Origin of the sequence: Cellulophaga baltica, assembly GCF_900102165.1 — a bacterium.
Taxonomy (GTDB): domain Bacteria; phylum Bacteroidota; class Bacteroidia; order Flavobacteriales; family Flavobacteriaceae; genus Cellulophaga; species Cellulophaga baltica.
The window spans coordinates 58,229-82,937 of record NZ_FNBD01000011.1 but is presented as its reverse complement, the minus strand read 5'-3'; the positions used below and the strand labels follow the sequence as shown (position 1 = coordinate 82,937).

The window sequence follows — 24,709 nt, the reverse complement described above, 5'->3', positions numbered from 1 at the left end:
TCGGAGTCAAACTTACATATATTTTTTGTTCTGTATAGGATACATTACAATTAATTTAACCATTATTACAAATATAATAACATATGCTTAAGAATTGTTTTTATCCACTATTACTTTTATTAATAGGTTTTACGCTTACTTCGTTTGGTGGAAATGACAAAATTGAAACAGTACAAGATCCTTTTATTGTTGTTTTGGATGCAGGTCATGGAGGTCATGATCCAGGAAATTTAGGGAATGGCTTTTTAGAAAAAAACATAGCGCTGAAGATTGTTTTACGCGTAGGGGCAATTTTAGCTAAGGAGAAAGATGTCAAAGTAATCTATACTAGAGATGATGATACTTTTGTAGATTTATACAAGCGAGGAGAAATTGCCAATAAAGCAAATGCTAATCTTTTTGTGTCTGTTCATTGTGATTCTCATACATCAGAAGCACATGGCGCAGGTACCTTTGTATTAGGATTACATGCGAACAAGCAAAATTTTGAAATTGCTAAAAAAGAGAACTCTTCTATTTATTTAGAAGATAATTATGAATCGCGCTATGCGGCATACAACATTAACTCTCCAGAATCCGTTATCGGGTTAACTATTATGCAAGAAGAGTTTCTGGACCAAAGCATTATGTTGGCAAAAACAATGCAGGATAATTTTACAGGTAAATTACAGCGTGTAGACCGTAAAGTAAAACAAGCGGGGTTTATTGTATTGCATCAAACATTTATGCCTAGCGTTTTGGTAGAAACAGGTTTTCTAACCCATAAGCCAGAAGGAGAATATTTAAATTCTGTAAAGGGTCAAAATGATATGGGAGATGCTATTGCTAATGCTATTCTTCAATATAAGAAAGCTATTAGTTCTAATGTAAGTGATCAAATAACGGAAGTAAAACCAGTGGCGCCAGTAGTGGTAAAAGAAGAAACGGTTGTAAAAGAAGTGCCTAAAGTGGTTAAAGAGCCTGTAGTGGTTGCCCCAAAAGTGGTGAAGCCTAAGGAAGTGCCTGTAGTAGCAAAAGAAGCACCGAAGTCAGAAGTAGTATTTAAAGTTCAAATAATGGCTAGTTCTAAAGATTTGGGTTTAACTCCTGCAAATTTTAAAGGATTAAATACAATATCAAAAGAAGCTTTTAAGAATATTTATAGGTATATGTATGGCAGTACTACATCCTATGATTATGCGAATACCTTAAGGAAAGATGCGGAAGATAAGGGGTTTAAAGGAGCTTATGTTGTAGCCTATAAAAATGATGTTAGAATCAATATTAAAGAAGCAATCAAATAGGTTTAAGATAAATAACAAGTCTTAAATAAATTATTTCTAATTTTGTTACAAATCCTAAATTCATTCATTTGAAAATATCAAGAGAGATTAAAACGGGAATTATAGTTGTGGGCGGTATCCTATTATTTTTAATGGGATTCAGTTATTTGAAATCATCATCCTTGTTTGATAATAGCAAAACATTTTATGCTGTGTATAATAATGTTGGTGGTTTACAGACCGGAACGCCAGTATCTATAAACGGATATAATGTTGGAAAAGTAAACGGAATTAAGTTTAAAGACGATTCTGGTAAGTTGTTGGTTACATTTTCTGTGAGTAATGAGTTTGATTTTTCTAATAACAGTAAAGCAGAGCTTTACGATACAGGTATCATAGGAGGAAAAGGAATTCAAATTATCCCAATGTTTGATGGTTCGCCCTCAGCAAAATCTGGAGATACTTTAATCTCTTCCATAAAACCGGGGCTGACGGATTTAGTCCAGAAAAATTTAGCGCCTTTACAAAGTAAAATAGAAGGAGCAGTGACCAATGCAGATTCGTTACTTATAAACTTCAACCAGGTTTTAGATACCAAGACAAAGAAAGATTTAAGGGAAAGCATTAGCGGTTTAAATAGTTTAGTGAAAAGTTTTCAAGGAAGTGCTAATGCCTTAAATGGTCTTCTAGCAGATAATAAGGGGAATTTAGATACTTCTATTAAGAACATGGCTGCCATGACTGATAATTTTAAAAACCTTTCAGACTCTATTTCTAAAGCAGGTTTGGTAGAAACTATGAAAAGCTTGGAATCTACTGTTGCAAGTTTGGATGTTATGTTGGCTAAGATGGAAAATGGAGATGGTACGATTGGTAAATTGATGACGGATGAGGAACTATATACCAATTTAGCAAACTCATCTAAAGAATTAGATTTATTACTTCAAGATTTTCGTTTAAATCCTAAGCGTTACGTAAATGTTTCTGTATTTGGAAAAAAACAGATAGATTACGAAGTGCCTGAGAATGATCCAGCCCAAACTATTCAAGACTAAATTATGCAGTACATTTCACAAATACTATTTACCCTTATTCTTATTGCCGGTATTGGCTATTTTGCTTCCAATGTAAAAAAGCTATTTCGGAATATAAGTTTAGGAAAAGACCTTGACATTAGTGATAACAAACCGCAGCGTTGGAAGAACATGGCTAAAATTGCACTTGGTCAATCCAAAATGGTCGTAAGACCTATTGCGGGTTTTCTTCATATTATTGTTTATGTAGGTTTTATCATTATCAATATAGAAGTTTTAGAAATTGTTATTGATGGGGTATTTGGCACACACCGTATAGGTTTACAGGTGTTGAATGCTTCTGTTTATGGTTTTCTAATTGGTTCTTTTGAAGTGTTAGCGCTGCTAGTTTTAGTTGCTGTGATTGCTTTTTGGATTCGTAGAAATGTGATAAAAATTAAGCGTTTTTTAAGTGCTGAAATGACGGGTTGGCCAAAAAGTGATGGGAATATTATTTTGTATTTTGAAGTTGTATTAATGTGCTTGTTCTTAGTTATGAATGCGACAGATACTACGTTTCAGAATTTAGGTTCAGGAAATGTTATCAGTCAGTTTATTGCTCCTTTGTTTGATGGTATGTCTGAAGGAAGCTTGCATATGATTGAGCGCACCGCATGGTGGATTCATATTATTGGAATATTGGTGTTTTTGAATTATTTGTATTTTTCTAAGCATTTACATATCCTTTTAGCGTTTCCAAATACGTACTATGGTAAGCTAAGACCTAAAGGACAGTTTCTAAATAATGAAGCGGTAACAAAAGAAGTAAAATTAATGATGGATCCTTCAGCAGATCCGTTTGCAGCGCCAGCAGAAGATGCTCCAGTTCCTGAGAAATTTGGTGCGTCTGACGTGACAGATTTAAGTTGGGTACAATTATTAAATGCCTATACCTGTACAGAATGCGGTCGTTGTACTAGTGAATGTCCTGCAAACATTACAGGTAAAAAACTTTCTCCACGTAAGATCATGATGGATACACGTGATCGTTTGGTAGAAGTAGGTAAGAATATAGATGCTAATAAAGGAACCTTTGTTCCGGACGGGAAGCAATTGTTGGGTGATTATATCTCAAATGAAGAATTATGGGCTTGTACGTCGTGTAATGCCTGTGTAGAAGCTTGTCCTGTAAGTATAGATCCGTTATCTATTATTATGGATATGCGTCAATATTTAGTTATGGAGCAATCTGCTGCACCATCAGATTTAAATAATATGATGGGAAATATAGAAAACAATGGAGCACCTTGGCCTTTTAATCAGCAAGATAGATTAAACTGGGCTAACGAATCATAAGAATTATTAGGTATGAGTAATGAAATAAATGTGCCTACAATGGCATCTCTTTTTGCAGAAGGTAAGCAACCAGAAGTCCTTTTTTGGGTAGGTTGTGCGGGTAGTTTTGATGATCGAGCAAAAAAAATAACCAAAGCATTTGTAAAAATATTAAATAAAGCAAACGTAAATTTTGCGGTTCTGGGTACAGAGGAAAGTTGTACTGGAGACCCTGCAAAGAGATCTGGAAATGAGTTTTTATTTCAGATGCAGGCTGTAACCAATATAGAGGTTTTGAATGCTTATGATGTAAAAAAGGTAGTTACCGCTTGCCCGCATTGTTTTAATACCCTTAAGAATGAATACCCTAGCTTAGGTGGTTCTTATGAAGTGGTACACCACACGCAATTTTTAAAACAATTGTTAGAAGAGGGGCGTATTACTATGGAAGGTGGTAAGTTTAAAGGGAAGCGTATTACCTTTCATGATCCTTGTTATTTAGGACGTGCCAATGATGTTTATGAGGCTCCAAGAGAGCTTATTAGAAAATTAGATGCAGAGCTTGTAGAAATGAAGAGCTGTAAAACTAGAGGTCTTTGTTGTGGTGCTGGTGGAGCTCAAATGTTTAAAGAACCAGAAAAAGGTGCTAAAGACATTAATATTGAGCGTACAGAGCAAGCCTTAGAAACACAGCCAGATATTATTGCAGCTGGGTGTCCTTTCTGTAATACGATGATGACGGACGGGGTTAAGAATAAAGAAAAAGAGGCAAGTATTGCTGTAATGGATATTGCGGAGCTTATTGCTTCTGCAGATGATCTTTAATAAAAAAGATAGATGTTAATAGATTTTAAAGACTTACCAGATTCGTCTAGAATTTGGATATATCAAGCTAGTAGAAGTTTTTCTGAGAAAGAACTTACAGAGATACGTTCAGAATTAGATGCCTTTTTAAAAGATTGGACGGCACATGGAAGCGATTTGAATGCGGGTTATGAAATGCCTTACAATAGATTTATTGTTATCGCCTTAGATCAGAATGTTGCCGGAGCTACAGGATGTTCCATAGATGCTTCTGTTCGTTTTATTCAAGCCTTAGAGCAGAAATATTCGGTAGATTTGTTAGATAAAATGAATGTGTCTTACAAGCAGGGAGAATTTGTTGCCTATAAAACATTACTAGATTTTAAGAAAATGGCAAAAAATAAATCAGTTTCTAAGAATACGATTGTTTTTAATAATTTGGTAACGAACAAAGAAGAATATTTAAACCATTGGGAAGTTCCTGCCGAAGAAAGTTGGCATGCTAGATTCATGTAAAAATGAGTTAAGAAAATAAAAGAACAAGCATCTAATTAGAACCTTCTAATTAGATGCTTTTTTTATAAATAATAGGCTAAAATTTATATAGAATTTAGTGTTTTAATTAATTTTGTTTCAATCAAAAACCCTAATTTTACTATAATCAATCGACAAAATGCAATAAAAGACATTATTTTTGGTTGTCTACAGTTAGATTCTCTTTTTTATGTTTAAAAACTCCCTTGTAATTTTCCTATTTGGTATATCATTCTTTGTACAAGCGCAAAGAAATCCTTTAATTGTAAAAGATAGTGTTTCTCAAAAAAATTGGGTGAATTCAACCTACAATGCAATGTCTCTCGAAGAGCGTGTAGGCCAGTTATTTATGGTAAGTGTCGCTTCAAACCAAAATAAAGCAGCAACAGATAAAGTAAAACAACTCATATCAGAACATCATATAGGTGGGGTTATATTTTCTAATGGCGGACCTGTGCAACAGGCAAAACTTACCAATAAATATCAATCTGCTTCTAAAATACCATTAATGATAGGGATGGATGCAGAATGGGGATTGGCAATGCGCCTAGATTCTACCTACGCTTTCCCTTGGAATATGACATTGGGAGCCATAAAAGATAGTACAATTGTAGAACGGGTAGGAAAACAAATAGGAAAACATGCTAAACGCCTAGGAGTACATATCAATTTTGCGCCAGATATTGATATTAATACCAATCCAAAAAATCCAATTATAGGAAATCGTTCTTTTGGAGAAAATAGAGATAATGTAACACGAAATGGAATTGCTTTCATGAAAGGAATGGAAAGTGAGCAAGTATTGTCTAGTGGTAAGCATTTTCCAGGTCATGGAGATACTTCATCAGATTCTCATAAGACACTACCCGAGATACCTTTTTCTAGAAAAAGATTGGATAGTATTGAAATGTATCCTTTTAAGAAACTTATTAATGCTGGTATCAGTTCTATAATGGTAGCACATTTAAGTGTACCAAGTTTAGAATTCCAAAAAGACATTCCATCTTCATTATCCGAACAAATCATATCAGGGATCCTAAAAGATCAATTAGGATTTAAAGGCTTGGTATTTACAGATGCTTTAAATATGAATGGCGTAGGGGTTTCCAAAACGCCGGGTGATGTAGAGCTAGCCGCATTTAATGCAGGTAATGATATTTTATTAATGCCTAAAGATGTTCTGGCAGCCAAAAGCAGGCTACTTAAAGCCTATGAGAAAGGAAGGATTTCAGAAAAAAGGTTAGAAACTTCTGTGAAGAAAATTTTAATGGCAAAATATAAAGTTGGTTTAGATAATTATAAACCTATTGCCTTAAAAAACTTATATGAAGATTTAAATAGTTTGGAAAATGATCTGGTGTATGAAAGAGCTATTGAAAATGCAATTACAGTAGCTAAAAATGATTTTTCTCTTTTGCCTGTGAAAACCTTAGAAAATAAAAGGATAGCCTATGTGGAATTAGGAGATATTTCAGGAGCAGATTTTTTAAATGCTTTAAATAAGTACACTACGGTAACAAATGTAGATAAGAATACTGTTTTGTCATCACCGAGTAGCTTATCAGCATATAATTTGATCATTGTAGGACATCATAAGAGTAATGAAAGTCCTTGGAAATCGTATAGCTATTCTAGCAGTGATCTAAAGGTCTTAAGTAGTATCGGAGCCTTAAGAACCTCTAATTTAATCTTGGCTGAATTTGCAAAGCCCTATGCGTTAACTACCATAAATTTAGAAAAAATAAATAGTGTTGTTATTGGCTATCAAAATAGTACAATTGCCCAAGAAAAAGTAGCCGAAGTTATTTTTGGAGCTATAGGTGCTAAAGGTAAATTGCCTGTTACGGCCCACCCAGAGCTTCCAGTAAATAGGAGTATACAATTTGATTCTATTTTAAGGTTAGGCTATAGTTTGCCAGAGCGTGTGGGTTTGAATTCTTCTAAATTAACAGAGATAGACCGACTTGTAAAAGCAGGGATAGATTCTTTAATGTTTCCAGGAGCTCAAATACTGGTAGCCAGGAAAGGAAAGATTGTCTATGAAAAAGCCTTTGGAAAACCTACGTATGACGCTAATGAAGCACTAACCTTAGACCATATTTATGATTTGGCATCTTTGACAAAAATTTTAGGAACCTTACCACTTTTAATGAAAATGGAAGAAGATGGTAAATTATCTTTAAATCAGACTTTTCAAGAGTTAATACCTGCGTACGCAGATACAGAACTTAAAAATGTAAGTGTTTTAAAAGCATTGTCTCATTATGGCCGTTTGCCTGCTTGGATTGCTTTTTATACCAGTACTTTAGATAAGAATAGAAAACCTTCTGGCGAATTTTATAGAGATAAGCTATTGCCAGGATTTTCAACAAGAGTTACGGATAAGCTTTTTCTAGCAGATGCCTACAAAGATTCTATTTATAACCGTATTGGAAGGCAAGATTTGAAGTCTAACCGGTATAGGTATAGTGATGTAGGTTATTACGTGTTTCATAAATATATAGAGGATACATACAACGATAAGCAAGATGTTTTAGCGAATAAATATTTTTATGCGCCACTCGGGGCAACGACAACTACCTATAATCCTTTAGATAAATTTGCAAAAGATCGTATTGTGCCTAGTGAAGAAGATAACTACTACCGCTATGAAAGAGTGCAAGGCTATGTGCATGATATGGGAGCAGCTATGCAAGGTGGTGTAGGTGGTCATGCGGGCTTGTTTAGCAATGCGGGTGATATTGCTAAAATTATGCAAATGTATTTACAGGGAGGTTTTTATGGGGGAGACCGTTTTATTAGTTCAAGAACCATAAAGAAATTTAATACCTGTTATTTTTGCAAAGAGAATGTAAGAAGAGGAGTAGGGTTTGATAAGCCAGATGCTAGAACAGGATCGCCTACTTGTGGGTGTGTATCTCAGAAAAGTTTTGGTCATAGCGGATTTACAGGTACGTATACTTGGGCAGATCCAGAGGAAGAGATTGTCTATGTATTCTTGTCCAATAGAACATTTCCTTCAGCTACCAATACGCTTTTAGTTAAATCTGGGTTAAGAACCAGAATTCAAAGAGCAATTTACGATGCAATAGAAAATTAAATACTAGATTTGAGTGTAATTTGGGGTAAGATTTTGCGACCTATTCCAAATTCATAGCTCCATCAAGGAAACTTGTGAGTGATAAATTATCTTCAGGTTACAGCCCGAAAGTCGGTCCGTACTATTGAGATTAAAATTTTTAATAAAGATGAAAATTGCTATTGTTTGTTACCCGACGTTTGGAGGGAGTGGTGTTGTTGCTACAGAATTAGGCATCGCACTTGCCAATAGAGGTCATGAAGTTCATTTTGTGACGTATAAACAACCTGTAAGGTTAGAATTATTAAATAACAATATCTTTTTTCATGAAGTACATGTTCCAGAATATGCACTTTTCCATTACCAACCTTATGAATTGGCTTTGTCTAGTAAATTGGTAGATACAGTACGTTTATATGGTATAGATTTATTGCATGTTCACTATGCAATACCACATGCGTACGCCGGGTATATGGCTAAGAAAATGCTACAAGAGGAAGGTATCTTTATTCCCATGATTACTACCCTGCATGGTACAGATATTACCTTGGTAGGAAAACATCCTTTTTATAAACCAGCCGTAACATTTAGCATTAATAAATCAGACATAGTAACCTCTGTTTCTCAAAATTTAAAAGATGCTACTTTAGAGCTTTTCGATATAGAAAACACTATTGAAGTAATACCTAATTTTATTGATGTAGATAATCATGATAACAACTTCACGGATTGTCAACGCTCTATGATGGCTAAGGAAGATGAGTCTATTATTACACATATCAGTAATTTTAGAAAAGTAAAGCGGATACCCGATGTGATTAAAATCTTCAATAAGGTTCAGAAAGAAATTCCTGCAAAATTATTGATGGTAGGAGAGGGGCCAGAAAAAGAGAAAGCAGAATTGCTTTGTGAAGAATTAGGGATATCAGATAAAGTGATATTTTTAGGAAATAGTAATCAGATTGATAAAATTCTTTGTTTCTCAGATTTATTTCTACTGCCTTCGGAAACAGAAAGTTTTGGTCTAGCAGCGTTAGAAGCTATGATTAATAAAACGCCTGTGGTTTCTAGTAATGCGGGTGGAATTCCGGAAGTAAACATTCAAGGAGTTACAGGATACTTAAGTGATGTAGGAGATGTTGCTGAAATGGCAGAAAATGCACTTAAGATTTTAAGAGACACAAAAGTTCTAGCGCAGTTTAAAGATAATGCAGTGGCTAATGCCCATAAATTTGATATCAAAAAAATATTGCCATTGTACGAAGCGGCCTATGAACGAGCTTTACATGCACGCTTTAAAAATGCCCACTAATTATGAAATATATCATTCTTTTTTTCTTTATTGTGTCTTGTAGTGCTCAAAAAACATCGACGAAAGCTTCTGGGAATAATGAGAATCTAACTCTTATTCTGAGCGATCTTCATAGTAATATAGCTGCACCTCAGATATTGGTGATTGAAGAAGTTTCCAGTCTTAGAACTTTTTTTGCTACGGTAAATAAAACAAGGAAACCAGGCTTGGCATTTCCTAAAGTAGATTTTTCTAAAGAGCAAATTATTATTTATGCCCGTGGCGAAAACTATAGTACAGCTATTCCTCAATTGCGTATTGTTGACGAAGATAGCAGCGTTGTTTTTATTGAATGTTCTTCGCAGGAACCCTTAGCTTCCACAGAAGTAATGGCATCGCCATTTGCCATGTATAGGATTAAAAAAACAGCCAAACAGCTACAGTTCGTAAAAGCAGATTAGTGTTAGGCTGATTAAAGCTACGCTATATCGAATATTCTTACGGATTGTAGGACTTAATTGTGTACGTCTTTGCCTAAAAATATCTTTACTTTTTTGATTTTGGATTAGAGAAAGTAATTGGTTCTCATGTAAAAATAGACCTGTGTTTACGTAATTTTTGCCACGAGAGAGAAATTGATATAAATCTGAATGATGGGTCACACCAAAATTAAAGCTTAAAGCCAATAACCTATTAAATTTAACCAAGAAAGTGCTATTTAACTCCATTGATTTTGCCATATTTCTACCTATTGTTTTCTTTTTATACTGGTTTGTATGCAATCGAAATTTAAAGGTTCAAAATATATTTATTGTTTTTGCGAGCTATTTATTTTATGGTTGGTGGGATTGGCGTTTTTTAGGTTTAATCATATTTAGTACCCTTCTAGATTATAGCATAGGAAATTTTTTAAGAAATGAAGAGCGTATTTCAAGAAGAAAAGCCCTGTTATGGGTAAGTGTTATTATTAATTTAGGTTTTTTAGGTTTTTTTAAATATTATAATTTCTTTGTAGATAGCTTTGTTAATGCCTTCACCTTTTTTGGTAGCACTATAGATGCGGGCTCGTTAAATATTATCTTACCTGTAGGGATTAGCTTTTACACCTTTCAAACTTTAAGCTATACTATTGATGTCTATAAAAAAGAGTTAGAGCCTACTAAAGATATTATAGCCTTTTCTGCATTCGTATGTTTCTTCCCGCAATTGGTTGCAGGACCTATAGAAAGAGCTGTAAATTTATTACCGCAGATAAGTACAAAGCGAAACTTTGATAAAACTCAAATTACCGATGGGTTAAAATTAATGTTATGGGGTTTCTTTAAGAAGCTAGTTATAGCAGATAGTTTGTCTCCTATTGTAAATGATATTTTTAATAATTCTTCAGACTATTCTAGTACCACATTGATAGTTGGTGCCGTTTTCTTTGCTTTTCAGATTTACGGAGATTTTAGTGGATATTCAGATATAGCGATAGGTATATCAAAACTCTTTGGGGTGGAGTTAATGAGTAACTTTAAATTCCCATACTTTTCTAGAAATATAGGAGAGTTTTGGCGTAAGTGGCATATCTCTTTATCTACATGGTTTAGAGATTATCTATACATTCCATTAGGGGGGTCAAAGGGCTCACAAGTTAGTAACATTAGAAATATCTTCATCATTTTTATCGTTAGTGGGTTTTGGCACGGAGCTAATTGGACTTTTGTTATTTGGGGGCTTTTTCATGCTTTATTATTTTTACCATCCTTTATTACGCGTACCAATAGAAAGTTTACAGGAACTATTAATGTGCTTCAATCGCCAAAGACTTTTATTTTTGATATATTAAGGTTTTTACAAACTTTTGTTTTAGTTACCATTGGATGGGTATTTTTTAGAAGTGAAAGCATTAATCAGGCGCTGTTGTACTTGAAGAAAATGTTATTTGATTTTACAGCAGATGTTTATGTGCATCCGAGTGGCTATCGAATGATAGATTATTTTATAATGATAATTTGCTTTGTCGTATTTGAATATATTATAAGGAATAATGAAAGGAATCCGTTTTATTTCAAGAGTAAAGCATTGCGTTTCTGTTTGTATGTTCTGATGATATTTGCAATTATTTTGTTTTATGACGATGGTGTCGATAGATCATTCATTTATTTTCAATTTTAAGCATGGGAAGCATCATAAAAAAAGTTATCATATACGCGGTACTCGTTCTTTTAATTTTAGAAGGTCTTGTGCGTCTTTTTCATTTGCATAATGAAATGCCTAATCGGTTTGCAGATACAAAAGGGGTCGAGAAATGGGTACCTAATCAATCAGAGTATTCTATAACAGGAAATAGAAAGCAGAATGTAGGGCAGTATAGAATTAACGATTTTGGATTTAATTCGGTGCATGATAAGTATGAACCAAAAGAAGATGCTTTTGAAATTGCATTAGTAGGAGATTCTTTTATAGAAGGTTTCCATGAAGATTATACAAATTCATTAGGGCAACAAATAGAAAAAAACCTTTCCAATACCACGGTTTTAGAGTTTGGATATGCGGGTTATGATTTAGCAGATGAATTACATTTAATACATGCGTATAAAGATATTTTTGAGAAGATAGATCATACTTTTATTTACATACGATTTACAGATGACTTGGATAGAGATGCTTATCAAGAATCATCAAGGCTACGATTAGATACTCCTTTTACCAGAATTGCGAAACAAATAAAGTTGCTAGTTTATCTAAAGGATATTGGCGCATTGGATCCTGTGCTGCAGTTACCTGGTAGAATCATGAACTTCATATCCGGAAAGAAAGAAATTTCACTATCTGAAGAGGAATTAAGGAAGCAAGAAAAATTAAAGAATGAGCTTAGTTTAAATAATTTTAAAACATTATTGGCTGAGTACCCTATTGATAAAGAGAAATTTACTTTTCTATTAGATAGTAGTTTATGTACTGTTCAGTTTTTGGAGTATCTTAACCACAACGGATATAATTTTTTAGATATTAATACCACATTTTCTAAAGCCAAAACACCTACTACATTGATTTATGATCAACATTGGAGTAAAAGTGGGCGAAGTCTAGTTGCTAAATTAGTTTTAGATTATTTAGACATATCTGCTACTAATTATTAGTTTAAAGCCTTTCCTGCAAGAAATAGGAGATAATTTTTATAGTAAATTATTAAGACTATTTGTGTATTTCACAGATGTTTTTAGCTTTTAGAAGAGAATACTTTAGGGTGATCGCTTTTTTGGTTTGTTTTGTATGTATTTTTTGTTTTTACACTAGCCTTTATAACCAACCGCCATGAAGTATTTCTACACACTACTAATTTTTATCTTTGCCAGCAGCACTTTAATTTCACAAAATTTACATGATGATAGTAATGCCGTTTCTCCATTAAATGAGAGTAATGGAACTACGGGATGGAGTGGTTTAGCAGAGCGGTTTTCCGAAGCTACAGACGTTCAGAATGGAGCTTTTTCTATTCGTGCTGTGTCTACAGCAACAGATGGTAGAACTTTAGATTATAATTTTAATGCCGTAGTAGGACAAGAATATGTGATCCGAATTTGGGCAAAAATAGGCACACTTACTAGTCCAACTGTTTCGCCAGCCTTTGCAGTTTGGTCGGGCATGTCTGGCTTTAATGTAACGCCAATTACCAGTACCACATGGACAGAGTATGTGTTTAATGTTACCGCTACAAGTACCAATCCTAGGATTCGAATTTATACCAGTAATTATCCGTTTAGACTTGTGGCAGGAAATACTATTTATATAGATAACGTATCCATTACAGCATTGGATAATCAAGCACCCACAAGTCCTTCTAATCTAGTAGCAACCGCAACAACAGAAACAACAACCAATCTTTCTTGGACTGCCGCCACAGATAATGTAACAGTTACAGATTATGAAGTTTTTCAAGAAGGTGTATCTATAGGTTTTACGGGAGGAAATACAACTTTTGAAGTAAGTGGGTTAGCGCCTCAAACCACCTATAATTTCACGATAGCGGCGATCGATGCTGCGGCAAATTCTTCTGTACAGAGCAATAGCGTTTCCGTAACTACTTTAGCATTACCAGATACCGAAGCACCTACGGTTCCTACAGCATTAATTGCCAATAATATAACGACAACTAGTGTTTCTTTAAATTGGACAGCGGCTACAGATAATGTGGCAGTTATAGATTATGAAGTCTTTCAAGATGGGGTATCTATAGGACTTACGGGAGGAACTGCGACTTTTGAAGTAAGTGCATTAGCGCCTGAAACAGATTATAACTTTACAGTAGTTGCATTAGATGCAGCGACGAATGTCTCTGCGCAGAGCAATAACCTTTCCATCTTGACTTTGGCATTACCAGATACGGAAGCACCTACAGTTCCTACGGCATTAATTGCCAATAGTATAACAACAACTAGTATTACTCTAAATTGGACAGCAGCCACAGATAATGTGGCCGTTACAGATTATGAAGTTTTTCAAGAAGGGGTCTCTCTAGGATTATCTGGTGGTGCAACAACATTCCTTGTGGATGGACTTACACCTGAAACTGCTTATAATTTCACGGTTGCCGCTTTAGATGCATCGGCGAATACCTCAGGACAAAGTAATAGTATATCTGTAAACACCTTAGCTACTCCTGATACAGAAGCTCCGACAATCCCAACCAATTTAGTGGTAGATAATATAACTACAACGAGTGTTAATTTAAGTTGGACTGCAGCTACAGATAATATAGACGTTGTTGATTATGAAATTTTTCAAGATGGAGTGGCAATTGGCCTTTCTAGTGGTAGTGTCGTATTTGCAGTAAATGGATTAACTCCTGAAACAACTTATAATTTTACGATAACGGCCGTAGATGCGGCAGCAAATAATTCCGAAGTTAGTGAAAGTATTACAGTACTTACACTGGCCGTATCCGATACAGAAGTACCAACGGTTCCTGAAGGGCTATTAGCAACTAATACGACAGAAACAAGTACGGAACTTTTCTGGGATACCGCTACAGATAATGTAGGGGTTGTAGACTACGAAATTTTTCAGGATGGTAGCACTATTGGTTTAACAGGGGGAGCCACCAATTTTGTCGTAAGCGGACTTGCTTCTGAAACTACCTATATATTTACTGTTGCAGCCTTAGATGTAGCTAATAATGCATCTTTGCAGAGCTCAGAACTAACGGTTGTAACCTTGGCCGGTGTTCAACCAGAAATAAACTATACCTCCTTAAATTCAAATTTAACAACGGTAGATTGGACCGCTAGAGATCTGTATGCAGAACAGAATGTAGGGATCGGTACCACAAATACGCAAGGATATAGATTAGCTGTGGCTGGTAATATAGTAGCAGAGGAAGTAAAAGTAGCCTTACAGGTAAATTGGCCAGATTATGTTTTCGATAAAGCCTATAACTTGCCTTCTTTGGAGCAAGTTGAAAACCATATTAATGAAAATGGGTATCTAATTCACATGCCAAGTGCATCTGAGGTACAAGAAAACGGAATTCAATTAGGTGAAATGAATGCGAAGCTTTTAAGAAAAATAGAAGAGTTAACTTTGTATACCATAACCCAAGAAAAGAAAATTAAATTGTTAGAACAACAAGTAGCGGCTATTCAAAAAGCATTATCTAACAAGTAAGAATTATTGAGCTTAATATTATAGCATAACCAGCATGAAAAAAGTACTCTTGTCCATTTGTATATTTCTTTTGATACTGAACGTTAGTAACGCTCAAAGTATTAGAAAAAATTATTTAGAAATGACCGATTATGAAAAATCAGAATTAATTGATTCTTTTTATGATATACGATCGGGAAACAATTTCTTTGATGATATTGCTACCTTTCACATGAACTTTTTTAATTTTGATAATACAACGGATACATCAAGGTTAGATTTGCACTTTAACTTACCTGATGAATCTGAAAAAGAGATTTTTTTAGCGTGGCATAGAAGAGCAGTTTTTGAATTGGAACGCTATGTGCAAGATTACAATCCAAAATTAAGTATTCCTTATTGGGAATCTCCAACAGATCAAGAAACAACTTCCGTCTTATGGGATGATGAGTTTATGGGAAGTTTTAATACCAATTGGAGTTTGAATAGAAATTTAGGAGGTAATGGTCCTATGCCTACACCTGCAAATTTGGCCACCTTGTACGGAATGTCAGATTTCTTTGAATTTACAAATGAATTAGAAAGAAGGCCAGTACATAGAGGTTCGCATGTTTGGACAGGCGGGGCGATGCCAACTCCATTATCCCCAAGAGATCCTGTGTTTTTTCTACACCATACTTATGTAGATTATGTGTGGAATACTTGGGAAGAACTACATCATAATTCTGCGTTTATTAGAACAGATATGATTCGTTTTGATGGTACCTACAGTTTTAATGGAGAAACACTGCCCGTGGTAAACCCTAATGATATTATTGATACAAGAGCATTGGGCGTTTTTTATGCAACTAATGGCTTAGCTTCCTTAGACAATTACATTGTAAGTAATACATACAGACCTCTAGAATCTTTTTATTATCAATTTACGGTAGAGGCAGGGGATAACTTTATAGTGCCTACAGGCACCAATTGTGTAATAGAATCGGTAAATGAAATTGTATTAAAGCCAGGCTTTGAAGCACATAGTGGTGCTAATTTTACTGCTGCTATTGACGTGCAAAATGCTAATACAGGTAAGAAAAGTACCAATAGAACGTATAAGCCTTATGACGTGGTATCCAATTTACAAGTGATCGTTTGGGAAGAAGATGATAAAGATGATACCCCTATTATAATTTCTACCTACCCTAATCCATTTACAGAAACTATTAATATCAATCTAAATAAAAAGATAGATTGCAAGGTAGAAGTCTTTAATATGATGGGAATGTTAATCCGTGATGAGTCTTTTCAAAACACGGATAAAGTCATTATTAAAGATTTGTATGGCTTAGCATCTGGTTTTTATGTAATTCGTATAGTTGATAACGAAGGAAACATTGTAATCGCTAAAAGAGTTGTAAAATTATAGATTAATGATGATCCATTTCCATAGATTTAGGATCTCTGTATTGACAGCAAGGCGGTAGCTTTTCATATACTTTTATGTCAGCACTCAGACTATCTACATCATGACCTGCTTTTACAATGGCTTTCTTTACATCTGCTATAGTACACATATTTTCATTGAAAATCATTTCAAAAGTTTTCGTATTGGAATTCCAGCTGGCAAATTTTACGCCTTTTGTTTTTATAGCGGCTTTCTCTATTCGTGATTCGCACATACTACAATTTCCTTGAACTTTAAAGGATGCATTCTTGTTTTTATCCTGAGAAAACATGGAAAATGTAACTAAGATTGTACTAAAAATTGTGAGTACTTTTAATTTTATCATGATGCTATTTTATTTTATAACGTAATCCTATATAGTAAATACCTCCTAATGTAGGAGCATAAGTAATAGTGCTATCAAAATAGGGGCCAAAAGGGTCAGTTGCTGCAATAATAGGTCGTTTTTGAATAGTATTCCCGATGTTTTCCCCACCTATATACATTTCAAAGCTAGTGTTGAAAATTCTTGTAATCTGCGTGTTTAAAACGGTATATGGTACGGCGTAGGCGTCTAATTGATATATTGTAGGATTTGTACTTGTATCTGGTAAACGTTGTTTTCCTAGCCAATTAGAGGTGAAATCGAACACCCATTGTCTCCCTTCATATTTTTTTTGAGTTTCATAATTTAAATTTATGAAAACTCTATTTCTAGGCTGTAAAGGTTTTTCTAAAAGCCCTTTGTTATAGGTAACCTCCACATCGTAATGCTTATAGGTGGCTCTTAGGTCTAAGTTTTGTATTATTTCATAATTTAAATCAAATTGAAGGCTATTAGAAGTACTTTTTCCATTAAGATTATAAAATGAAATTTCTTGTGGCGTTTCCCAGTCTACCACTACTTGGTTTTTAAAATTTACATGGTAATAATCTATAGAGATATCAAAAAGGCGGTTAAATAAATAGCCCTTTTGACTGAAATTTACGCCTGAATTCCAAGCTATTTCAGGATCTAAACCATAGATTTTTCCTAAGGAATTTATGGTAGTAATGTTTCTGTTGGAAGCAAAGAGCTGTTGATTTTCAGCGTAGATATTCGCAGCTCTTTTACCTCGGCCTAGATTAAATCTAAGGCTAGCTTTGTCCCATAGGGAATAGCGTACATGGAGTCTAGGGGTGATAAAATTACCTAGCCTATTAGAATGATCTGCTCGCAAACCAGCAACAAAACTTAATCTTTCTAGACTATCATACGTGTATTCAAAGAAGGAGCCTACGCCATTATCAATTCTAGAAATAACATCAGAATTTACGAGTTCATCATATTGGTCGTAATTAAAACTAAACCCTGTTTTAAATTTATGTTGGGTGCTTCCTATAATACTGTTGAATAAAAGATTGCTGTAAAAAGAGGTATGGTTAATGTCGTATCTCTTGTTGCCATAATACGAGTTTTGTCTATGATTACTATAAGCAGTTTGATAACCAAAACTTTGGTACTGTAACTCCGGGAAGACATACCCAATCTTAGCAGAAGCATCAAACCTATGGGTTTCAATTTCACTACCCCAAAATTGGTTAGAGAAGGCATGAACATCTGGATCGTAACTGGTCTCTCCAGTTTGTTTATTATCGGTTAAGTATTGTAGATTAAGATAACTCACCCATCCTTTTTCTAAATCTACATATTGCCACCTGTTCATTAGATTAAGCTGTTTGGCGATAGGGGTATCTAAAAAATTATCATCATTTCTATCTAATTTTCCAGAGCGTGAATTTGCATGAAGATAAAGGCCTGTGGCTAATTTGTCATTAAGAACCGTATTATAGCGTGTGTTGAGTTCAAAGCGTTCATTGTTATTGGCGTAGGTATTTAAGAAAAACTTTTGGTCAGTGAGCGGTTTTACTAGCTCTGTGTTTATCTGTCCAGAAATACTTTCAGAACCATTTAAAACAGCTCCTGCGCCTTTGGTGATTTGGATACTTTCAATCCAAGATCCAGGTATAAAAGACAAACCATAGATCTGAGAGGCACCTCTTATAAAAGGCATATTTTCTTGGGTAAACAGTAAATACGGACTGTTCATCCCTAACATTTGAATTTGCTTAGCGCCACTTATACCATCAGAAATGCTTACGTCTACAGAAGGGTTGGTTTCAAAACTCTCAGAGAGGTTGCAGCAAGCTGCTTTTAACATTTCTCTACTATCTACATTTACGGTATTTTGCGGATTGAATAAAGATTTCTGAATGGAGTTAACTTTTTTTCTCACCACAACCTCCTCCAAAGCAATATTAGGTTGCAGGTATAGTTTTCCTAAGTTAGGTCTGTTTACAGTAATGGTATCAGAAACGTATCCGACATAACTTAATACAATTTTTTTATGGTCTGTGCTATAGGTTAAAGAAAAATTACCACTACTATCGGTGACGGTGCCGGAAGTTGAATTTAGCCAAGAAATATGCACATCGGCTAGGGTATCCGGATCTCCTTTTTCTGTGCGTTCTAATACGGTTCCCGTAATTTTCAATTGTGAAAATGCGCATTGAGTTAGTAGAAGTAATATGAAAAAGGGGATAGGTTTCATTAAAACATTTTAAACTCTAGAACCATATAAAAAGGCTGTAAGAGATAGTAATACGTGAGGTAAATTTAATTTATTTTTTTTCTATGAGGTTACACTGCTGGTTTTATTTTATCTATAGAGTACTTCATAGAGTTTTTTGGTATTTCATCCTTTTGTTATAAAATAAAATACATTTTAACCTACTTTTAAAATTAATTAGAAAAAGATGAAATACATTGTATTTTGCTTCTGTTCGTTATTGGTTTTGAGTTCTTGTATTTTCTTAAAACCATCTACTGAAATCTTGAAAATAAAGTATCGAATTGTTAACAATACGGCGCTTCATTTTACAAACATTTCTGTTTTTTCTAAGAATATTGGCACTTTAAAGGCTTATGATACGATAAGTTATTCCGCCATAAATTATAACTCATTAAAGCAAGATCCGTTATTTTACGGTATTTATAATGAAGTTAATTATGCACGGTATTTGGTGTTGCCAAAGACAAATAATGAAAGAGTGACATTTAGTATTGATAGTATAGCGAATAAAATTATTTATATTAGTACTAAGTAGCATAGTTCCCCCGTTAAATTTTATAGAATACTTGATCTAAGATATGTTAGGAAACTTACGTAGAAAGTTATTTTGGTTGTTAGACTTTGCCAAAGGAGGGCAGGTGGCATTTCATTATAAAGAAATAAAGGCATTGCATGAAAAGACTTCTAGAGAAGCGCTTGTAAATAGTAATGCAACAAAAATAGTAGATCTACTACAGCACGCTACAAATACGGTTTCTTTTTATAAATCATATGCAGGAGAAACACTTACTTTAGCATCTTTTCCTGTGGTTAATAAGTTGGCCCTTAGAAATGGAGGCCATCATTTTAAGAGTGATAAATTCGCAACAGCAAAGTTGCATAGAGTGGCTACTAGTGGTTCTACGGGACAACCTTTTTTCGTAGAGCAAGATCATAACAAACGGCAGAGAAATACGGCAGATACTATTTATTTTGGAGAAAAAGCAGGATATAATATCGGAGATCGTCTTTTTTATTTCAGATTGTGGGACAAACAATATAAAAAGAATAAATGGTTGGCACGGACTCAGAACATTGCTATGTATTCTGTAGATGAAATGGATGATTCCGGAAATAAGAAAGCTGTAGAAGAATTAAGGGACACAAATGCTTCCATTGGGTTACTAGGCTACTCTTCTGCTTTTCAAAATTTGTGTAATTACTTAGATAAAACGAACAGCAAGCCAATTTTAAATAAATGTAGTTCTATTATCTGTATTGCAGAATCTTTAAATGAATATGTCAGTGATAAGTTATTTCATTATTTTGGAGTTCAAGCAATTTCACGATACTCGAATAGTGAGAATGGTATTTTAGGGCAACAAGAACTTAATGCAACTCATAAATACTATAAAATTAATTGGGCTAGCTATCATGTTGAAGTGTTAGCTTTTGATTCTGATGATGCCGTTCCTTTAGGAGAATTAGGACGAATAGTAATTACAGATCTGTATAATTATGCGATGCCAATGATTCGTTATGATACTGGAGATGTAGGTGTCATGCAATGTATAGAAGGAGATCTTGTTTTTTCTAAAATTGATGGACGTAAAATGGATATGTTTATAGCAACAAACGGAGAATTATTGTCTTCGCATATCGTCCATAAAATTTTGCAATATGACAATATAGATCAATTTCAATTTATTCAAGAATCTAAGACTACGTATACTATAAAAATAAAATTGTTACACCAAGATTCTTTTAAAGATGAGCGTAAGGTTATTGAAGAATATGAGACTTATTTTGGAGAAGCGTCTAAAGTGAATATTGAATATGTAGATATTATTCCAGCCTTAAATTCTGGAAAAAAGAAACTAGTAATCAATATGATGCTTAATTAAAGTTATTAACTGATAAATAATAAGGAATGAAAAAAGTCATCGTTTTTGGGGCTTCAGGTCATGCTAAGGTAGTTATTGATATTATCGAGCAGGAAAACCAATATGAGATTTTTGGACTTGTTGATTCCTTTAAGCCAAAAAAATCGCTCCTATTTGAGTATTCAATATTGGGGAATGAAGATGATCTTCCGGCTCTTGTAAAAGAACATAATATTTACGGAATTATAGTGGCTATAGGAGATAATTGTAAGCGAAAAACTATTGTGCATAAAGTACAGGAAATTTGTCCAACACTTCAATTTATTAATGCTATACATCCTAATGCAGTTCTTGGCAAGAATGTAGCTTTGGGAAATGGTATTGTCGTGATGCCTGGCGCAATTATCAACAGTGATGCTGCTATCGGAGACTCATGTATTGTAAATACCAATGCTAGTGTAGGTCATGAAGCTATTTTGAAAGATTTCTCTAGCATCTCTCCAGGAGTGAAAATTGGCGGGAATTTTAATTTAGGTTTTTGTAGTGCAATCTCAATTGGGGCTACAGTCATTGAGAACATTACGATAGGAGATCATACCATTATAGGAGCAGGAGCAGTGGTTACTAAAAATTTTCCTGATTGCATTGTGGCTTATGGTAGTCCTGCAAAAATTATTAGAGCACGCACGGAAAATGAACGTTACCTATTCTCTAATTTAGAACGAAAAGGAAAGAGAGCTGTCTTAAAGCAGGTAAAATAGTCATTTATAACTTACAAAAAAAGTTAGTCTATTGTTCTTTCTCAGCTTTTCGATATAGTGGAAAAAAATCTTCGACGATATCTTTCTTATTTAGCTTGTACGCGTATTTTCTAGCTAGCGTAGTCAATTTTTCATAAACCACTTCATTAATTATTTTTCTTCCAGTGTAATAGATGACATCATTATTTTTTGGAAAAAAACTTTTCTTATACCTATATAAACTGTCATCATTAGATCTTCCTCCTCCTAAAATATAATTGGCGTAACCATTTTTACGCCCCCATTTAATAGCTTCCATTTTTAAAAAATCATTGGGTCTAAAATCAAAGTAATTTTCTAAAGTTCCACCAAGAAAAGAATACATGGTAGTATTGTTCAGTAATAAAAGCTCTGAAGAGATGGCAATTTTATCTTTAAAAATTAATGCCAAAACTGTGTTTTGGGGGTTATCGTGTATTAATTTTTTAAAATAGCCTAAACTAAAATAATAAGTCTGATCTGCATTATTACGTTTCATTGTGCTAATGTAGATTTCATGAAAAACTTCTATTAAATTTTCATCTATGGTACCATGATAAATTTTAGAAGTTAAGCCATTTGAAACGGCTTTGCGGTAATTATTTCTAACCTTAGGTGTAAATCCTTCCCATTGCAGCGTTTCATCAGAAAAAATAGTTCCTTTTACATTGTTTAGGGTAGGAATTAAATTTCCGGAATATCGCTTATAATTTCCTTCTAAATTGAAGCGGATAAACTCTGTGATAACTTTATTGTTTATGTACCAATCATCTACTAAATGCCAGAAGGTATCCGTATCAGTTGGGCTTATTTCTTTGTTAAAAAGTGGGCCGCTATAGCCATAAAAGGAACTCACATCATAATAGGTCGTGTTTTTTTCTTGCAAAATAATTTTGCGAAGAGAAAAAGGCATCATAGCGATCACGGTATTTCTTTTCTTTAAAATAAAGTATTTTAAATGTTCAGTTTCAGAATTTTCAATGTTAAATAACGCGGTCTTATAGAATACATCGCAGCCTTCAAAGTTTTTTAGATGAACGTTATAGGTGGCAATATCATCTTCACTTTTTAAATTATAACACTGCAGGCTATACCCAAGTAATTTAAGATTTTTATTTTTAGGTTTCTCTAGTATTAGTTCTTCATCATTAATAGGATCTCTAACTTTTAAGGTTTTAGCAGGTACTCCCGCAACTACATGGTTATCTTCAACATCTCTGATTACCACAGCGCCTGATCCAATAATAGTATTTTCTCCAACTATTTTAACACCGGTCATAACGGTAGAACTGATGCCTAAAAATGCTTTTCTTTTTATTAATATTCCAGCTCCAATGTTAACCCCTGTAGATATAAAAGATCCTCTCTTAATTAAAGTATGATGAGCTACGTGACTCCCCATACTAATAATTACATAATCTTCTATTTTGGTATGTGGCATAATCATTACTCCAGGTAATAAATAAACACCATTCCCAATTTGAACATCTTTATTAATTAAAGCAGTATCATGAATAAAATTAGGGGTTTCAAAACCTTCTCTATTTAAGATTCCTAAGTATTTGGTCCTAATAATATTATCACCAATAGGGCAAAATACCTGATGTATTTTTTTAGAAAAATTATTTTTCACTAAATCTTGAAAATTACCCAAGACAGGGACTCCATGAATTAATTTTCCAAGACTTTCTTTGTTATCATCTACAAAACCGATAATATTAAAACCTTGCTCTGTTAAATAGGTTAAAAATACTTCACCATAAGTACCTCCTCCTAATATTACGGCATTTTTCATGCTTTTATGTTTTAGCTTTTTATTGGGGGTTATAATTTAAATGCCTTGGTCTTTTTTACTACCTGTAAAAGTAGTCATGTTTACATTTTCACTAGCATTTACACCTTCTCTAATTAGTACCTTTTTTAGCGTTAAAAATAAAATTTTAACATCTAAAAAAAATGAGATGTTCTCCACATACCAAACATCTAATTCAAATTTTTTCTCCCAAGAAATGGCATTTCTTCCATTTACTTGTGCCCAACCTGTTATGCCTGGTTTCAGATCATGTCTTTTTGCCTGTTCTGCATTATATAAGGGTAAATATTGTACTAAAAGTGGTCTAGGCCCTATTAAACTCATATCACCCTTTAAAACATTTAGTAATTGAGGAATTTCATCTAAGGAATATTTACGAATGAAGTTACCAAATTTGGTAACTCTTAAATGAAAAGGTAAAAACTCTCCGTTTTCATCTTTTTTATCATTCATAGATTTGAATTTTATTACTTTGAATATTTCACCGTTTTTACCGGGTCTGGGATGATAGAAAAAGGGCTTCCCGTTATTGGTAAATAAGAGAATTAAGGCTACTCCTAAAAAGAAAGGAGATAGCAGTAAAAAAGCAATCATAGCGATGATAATATCCAATATTCGCTTTACTAGTAATTTATACATTGCTAATTTGTTTTTTCCTATAAGTATCGAAATACTCACTTACTTCGTTTGTTGCAACTGCCACATCTTTACGAATAATGACTTTTAATATAGTTTTAAATAGTATTTTTAAATCTAACGCTAATGAGATTTCTTTAACATATTGAAGATCAAACTTAAATTTTTCTTCCCACGAAATAAAATTTCTACCTGAAATTTGCGCTAAACCTGTTATTCCAGGCCTAACAGTATGCCTTAATTTTTCTTGGGTATTATAATATGGTAAATATTGTGCTAAAAGCGGCCTTGGACCTATTATACTCATGTCTCCTTTAAGAACATTAATTAATTGTGGTATCTCATCTAGCGAGGTTTTTCTTAAAAAGACACCAAATTTTGTTAATCTTTCATTATCAGGTAAAAGATTACCGTTTTTATCTTTTTTCTCTGTCATTGTTTTAAACTTTAGGACTTGAAAAATTTTTTCATTTTTTCCAGGTCTCTGTTGGGTGAAAAATGGATTTCCGTTGATAATTGCGTTAATTATAATTAAGCTTAAAAAAATTGGAGACATAATGAATAATAGTAACAATGCAATACAGAAATCTATGAATCGCTTTATTTTTTTTTTGTACATAGTTCTATTG

20 protein-coding genes are annotated in these 24,709 nt (G+C 33.8%); 15 read left to right on the top strand and 5 right to left on the bottom strand.

Annotated features, from left to right (window positions below; genetic code table 11):
• The first annotated feature begins 83 nt into the window (after window positions 1-83).
• From BLQ19_RS16830 to BLQ19_RS16775, 12 genes are all read left to right on the top strand, one after another.
• Window positions 84-1,283, top strand: coding sequence for an N-acetylmuramoyl-L-alanine amidase family protein (locus BLQ19_RS16830; protein WP_074539111.1), 1,200 nt, complete (start codon window positions 84-86; stop codon window positions 1,281-1,283).
• Window positions 1,284-1,351: 68 nt separating this feature from the next.
• Window positions 1,352-2,317 carry an MlaD family protein gene (locus BLQ19_RS16825; RefSeq protein WP_024480285.1) on the top strand — a complete coding sequence of 322 codons (966 nt, stop codon included), beginning with the start codon at window positions 1,352-1,354 and terminating at the stop codon, window positions 2,315-2,317.
• A 3-nt stretch (window positions 2,318-2,320) separates the two neighbouring features.
• On the top strand, window positions 2,321-3,631 hold the full coding sequence (locus tag BLQ19_RS16820; RefSeq protein ID WP_074539110.1) for a 4Fe-4S dicluster domain-containing protein: 1,311 nt from the start codon (window positions 2,321-2,323) through the stop codon (window positions 3,629-3,631).
• A 12-nt stretch (window positions 3,632-3,643) separates the two neighbouring features.
• Entirely contained in the window at window positions 3,644-4,435 is a 792-nt protein-coding gene (locus BLQ19_RS16815) for a (Fe-S)-binding protein (RefSeq protein ID WP_024480287.1), read from the top strand.
• Between the two features lie 12 nt (window positions 4,436-4,447).
• A complete protein-coding gene (locus BLQ19_RS16810; RefSeq protein ID WP_024480288.1) occupies window positions 4,448-4,930 on the top strand; it encodes a hypothetical protein in 483 nt (160 codons plus the stop codon).
• 208 nt (window positions 4,931-5,138) lie between these two features.
• Window positions 5,139-8,048 carry a serine hydrolase domain-containing protein gene (locus BLQ19_RS16805; RefSeq protein WP_074539109.1) on the top strand — a complete coding sequence of 970 codons (2,910 nt, stop codon included), beginning with the start codon at window positions 5,139-5,141 and terminating at the stop codon, window positions 8,046-8,048.
• A gap of 148 nt (window positions 8,049-8,196) precedes the next feature.
• The gene (gene bshA / locus BLQ19_RS16800) at window positions 8,197-9,339 is read left to right on the top strand and encodes an N-acetyl-alpha-D-glucosaminyl L-malate synthase BshA (RefSeq protein WP_024480290.1); all 1,143 of its coding nucleotides are present in this window, start codon (window positions 8,197-8,199) and stop codon (window positions 9,337-9,339) included.
• 2 nt (window positions 9,340-9,341) lie between these two features.
• Complete coding sequence (locus BLQ19_RS16795; RefSeq protein WP_074539108.1) at window positions 9,342-9,779, top strand: hypothetical protein; 438 nt, start codon at window positions 9,342-9,344, stop codon at window positions 9,777-9,779.
• Window positions 9,780-10,029: 250 nt separating this feature from the next.
• Complete coding sequence (locus BLQ19_RS16790) at window positions 10,030-11,478, top strand: MBOAT family O-acyltransferase (RefSeq protein WP_074539107.1); 1,449 nt, start codon at window positions 10,030-10,032, stop codon at window positions 11,476-11,478.
• Between the two features lie 2 nt (window positions 11,479-11,480).
• Entirely contained in the window at window positions 11,481-12,446 is a 966-nt protein-coding gene (locus tag BLQ19_RS16785; RefSeq protein ID WP_074539106.1) for a hypothetical protein, read from the top strand.
• A gap of 175 nt (window positions 12,447-12,621) precedes the next feature.
• Window positions 12,622-14,970, top strand: coding sequence for a fibronectin type III domain-containing protein (locus BLQ19_RS16780; protein WP_074539105.1), 2,349 nt, complete (start codon window positions 12,622-12,624; stop codon window positions 14,968-14,970).
• Window positions 14,971-15,091: 121 nt separating this feature from the next.
• On the top strand, window positions 15,092-16,360 hold the full coding sequence (locus tag BLQ19_RS16775) for a tyrosinase family protein (protein ID WP_226989909.1): 1,269 nt from the start codon (window positions 15,092-15,094) through the stop codon (window positions 16,358-16,360).
• A 1-nt stretch (window position 16,361) separates the two neighbouring features.
• Here BLQ19_RS16775 and BLQ19_RS16770 read toward each other — a convergent pair whose 3' ends face one another.
• Window positions 16,362-16,724, bottom strand: a complete 363-nt coding sequence (locus BLQ19_RS16770) for a heavy-metal-associated domain-containing protein (protein WP_254788407.1) — start codon at window positions 16,722-16,724, stop codon at window positions 16,362-16,364.
• Between the two features lie 4 nt (window positions 16,725-16,728).
• Window positions 16,729-18,969, bottom strand: coding sequence for a TonB-dependent receptor (locus BLQ19_RS16765; protein WP_074539104.1), 2,241 nt, complete (start codon window positions 18,967-18,969; stop codon window positions 16,729-16,731).
• Window positions 18,970-19,174: 205 nt separating this feature from the next.
• On the opposite strand from BLQ19_RS16765, the gene BLQ19_RS16760 reads away from it, so the two are divergent.
• From BLQ19_RS16760 to BLQ19_RS16750, 3 genes are read left to right on the top strand one after another with little or no spacing between them, the layout of a single operon-like run.
• Window positions 19,175-19,525 (top strand): hypothetical protein, encoded by a 351-nt coding sequence (locus BLQ19_RS16760; RefSeq protein WP_074539103.1) that lies wholly within the window; start codon window positions 19,175-19,177, stop codon window positions 19,523-19,525.
• Between the two features lie 43 nt (window positions 19,526-19,568).
• On the top strand, window positions 19,569-20,873 hold the full coding sequence (locus BLQ19_RS16755; protein WP_074539102.1) for a phenylacetate--CoA ligase family protein: 1,305 nt from the start codon (window positions 19,569-19,571) through the stop codon (window positions 20,871-20,873).
• Between the two features lie 26 nt (window positions 20,874-20,899).
• The gene (locus BLQ19_RS16750) at window positions 20,900-21,613 is read left to right on the top strand and encodes an acetyltransferase (protein ID WP_074539101.1); all 714 of its coding nucleotides are present in this window, start codon (window positions 20,900-20,902) and stop codon (window positions 21,611-21,613) included.
• A 28-nt stretch (window positions 21,614-21,641) separates the two neighbouring features.
• Here the strand turns inward: BLQ19_RS16750 and BLQ19_RS20950 are convergent, their stop codons facing one another.
• The 3 genes from BLQ19_RS20950 to BLQ19_RS16730 are packed head-to-tail and all read right to left on the bottom strand — an operon-like array spanning window position 21,642 to window position 24,699.
• Window positions 21,642-23,426 (bottom strand): NeuD/PglB/VioB family sugar acetyltransferase, encoded by a 1,785-nt coding sequence (locus tag BLQ19_RS20950; protein WP_083332281.1) that lies wholly within the window; start codon window positions 23,424-23,426, stop codon window positions 21,642-21,644.
• A 36-nt stretch (window positions 23,427-23,462) separates the two neighbouring features.
• Complete coding sequence (locus BLQ19_RS16735; RefSeq protein ID WP_024480301.1) at window positions 23,463-24,083, bottom strand: sugar transferase; 621 nt, start codon at window positions 24,081-24,083, stop codon at window positions 23,463-23,465.
• On the bottom strand, window positions 24,076-24,699 hold the full coding sequence (locus tag BLQ19_RS16730) for a sugar transferase (RefSeq protein ID WP_074539140.1): 624 nt from the start codon (window positions 24,697-24,699) through the stop codon (window positions 24,076-24,078). Before BLQ19_RS16730 ends, BLQ19_RS16735 begins: the two co-directional genes overlap by 8 nt.
• Window positions 24,700-24,709 lie beyond the last annotated feature (10 nt).

Excerpts from the sequence above, each read along its gene's own strand:
- BLQ19_RS16730 (WP_074539140.1), bottom strand. The coding sequence starts at position 24,699 with ATGTACAAAAAAAAAATAAAGCGATTCATAGATTTCTGTATTGCATTG.
- BLQ19_RS16765 (WP_074539104.1), bottom strand. The coding sequence starts at position 18,969 with ATGAAACCTATCCCCTTTTTCATATTACTTCTACTAACTCAATGCGCA.
- BLQ19_RS16760 (WP_074539103.1), top strand. The coding sequence starts at position 19,175 with ATGAAATACATTGTATTTTGCTTCTGTTCGTTATTGGTTTTGAGTTCT.
- BLQ19_RS16810 (WP_024480288.1), top strand. The coding sequence starts at position 4,448 with ATGTTAATAGATTTTAAAGACTTACCAGATTCGTCTAGAATTTGGATA.
- BLQ19_RS16795 (WP_074539108.1), top strand. The coding sequence starts at position 9,342 with ATGAAATATATCATTCTTTTTTTCTTTATTGTGTCTTGTAGTGCTCAA.
- BLQ19_RS20950 (WP_083332281.1), bottom strand. The coding sequence starts at position 23,426 with ATGAAAAATGCCGTAATATTAGGAGGAGGTACTTATGGTGAAGTATTT.
- BLQ19_RS16830 (WP_074539111.1), top strand. The coding sequence starts at position 84 with ATGCTTAAGAATTGTTTTTATCCACTATTACTTTTATTAATAGGTTTT.
- BLQ19_RS16735 (WP_024480301.1), bottom strand. The coding sequence starts at position 24,083 with ATGTATAAATTACTAGTAAAGCGAATATTGGATATTATCATCGCTATG.
- BLQ19_RS16770 (WP_254788407.1), bottom strand. The coding sequence starts at position 16,724 with ATGATAAAATTAAAAGTACTCACAATTTTTAGTACAATCTTAGTTACA.
- BLQ19_RS16785 (WP_074539106.1), top strand. The coding sequence starts at position 11,481 with ATGGGAAGCATCATAAAAAAAGTTATCATATACGCGGTACTCGTTCTT.
- BLQ19_RS16820 (WP_074539110.1), top strand. The coding sequence starts at position 2,321 with ATGCAGTACATTTCACAAATACTATTTACCCTTATTCTTATTGCCGGT.
- bshA (WP_024480290.1), top strand. The coding sequence starts at position 8,197 with ATGAAAATTGCTATTGTTTGTTACCCGACGTTTGGAGGGAGTGGTGTT.
- BLQ19_RS16815 (WP_024480287.1), top strand. The coding sequence starts at position 3,644 with ATGAGTAATGAAATAAATGTGCCTACAATGGCATCTCTTTTTGCAGAA.
- BLQ19_RS16775 (WP_226989909.1), top strand. The coding sequence starts at position 15,092 with ATGACCGATTATGAAAAATCAGAATTAATTGATTCTTTTTATGATATA.
- BLQ19_RS16750 (WP_074539101.1), top strand. The coding sequence starts at position 20,900 with ATGAAAAAAGTCATCGTTTTTGGGGCTTCAGGTCATGCTAAGGTAGTT.
- BLQ19_RS16755 (WP_074539102.1), top strand. The coding sequence starts at position 19,569 with ATGTTAGGAAACTTACGTAGAAAGTTATTTTGGTTGTTAGACTTTGCC.
- BLQ19_RS16780 (WP_074539105.1), top strand. The coding sequence starts at position 12,622 with ATGAAGTATTTCTACACACTACTAATTTTTATCTTTGCCAGCAGCACT.
- BLQ19_RS16805 (WP_074539109.1), top strand. The coding sequence starts at position 5,139 with ATGTTTAAAAACTCCCTTGTAATTTTCCTATTTGGTATATCATTCTTT.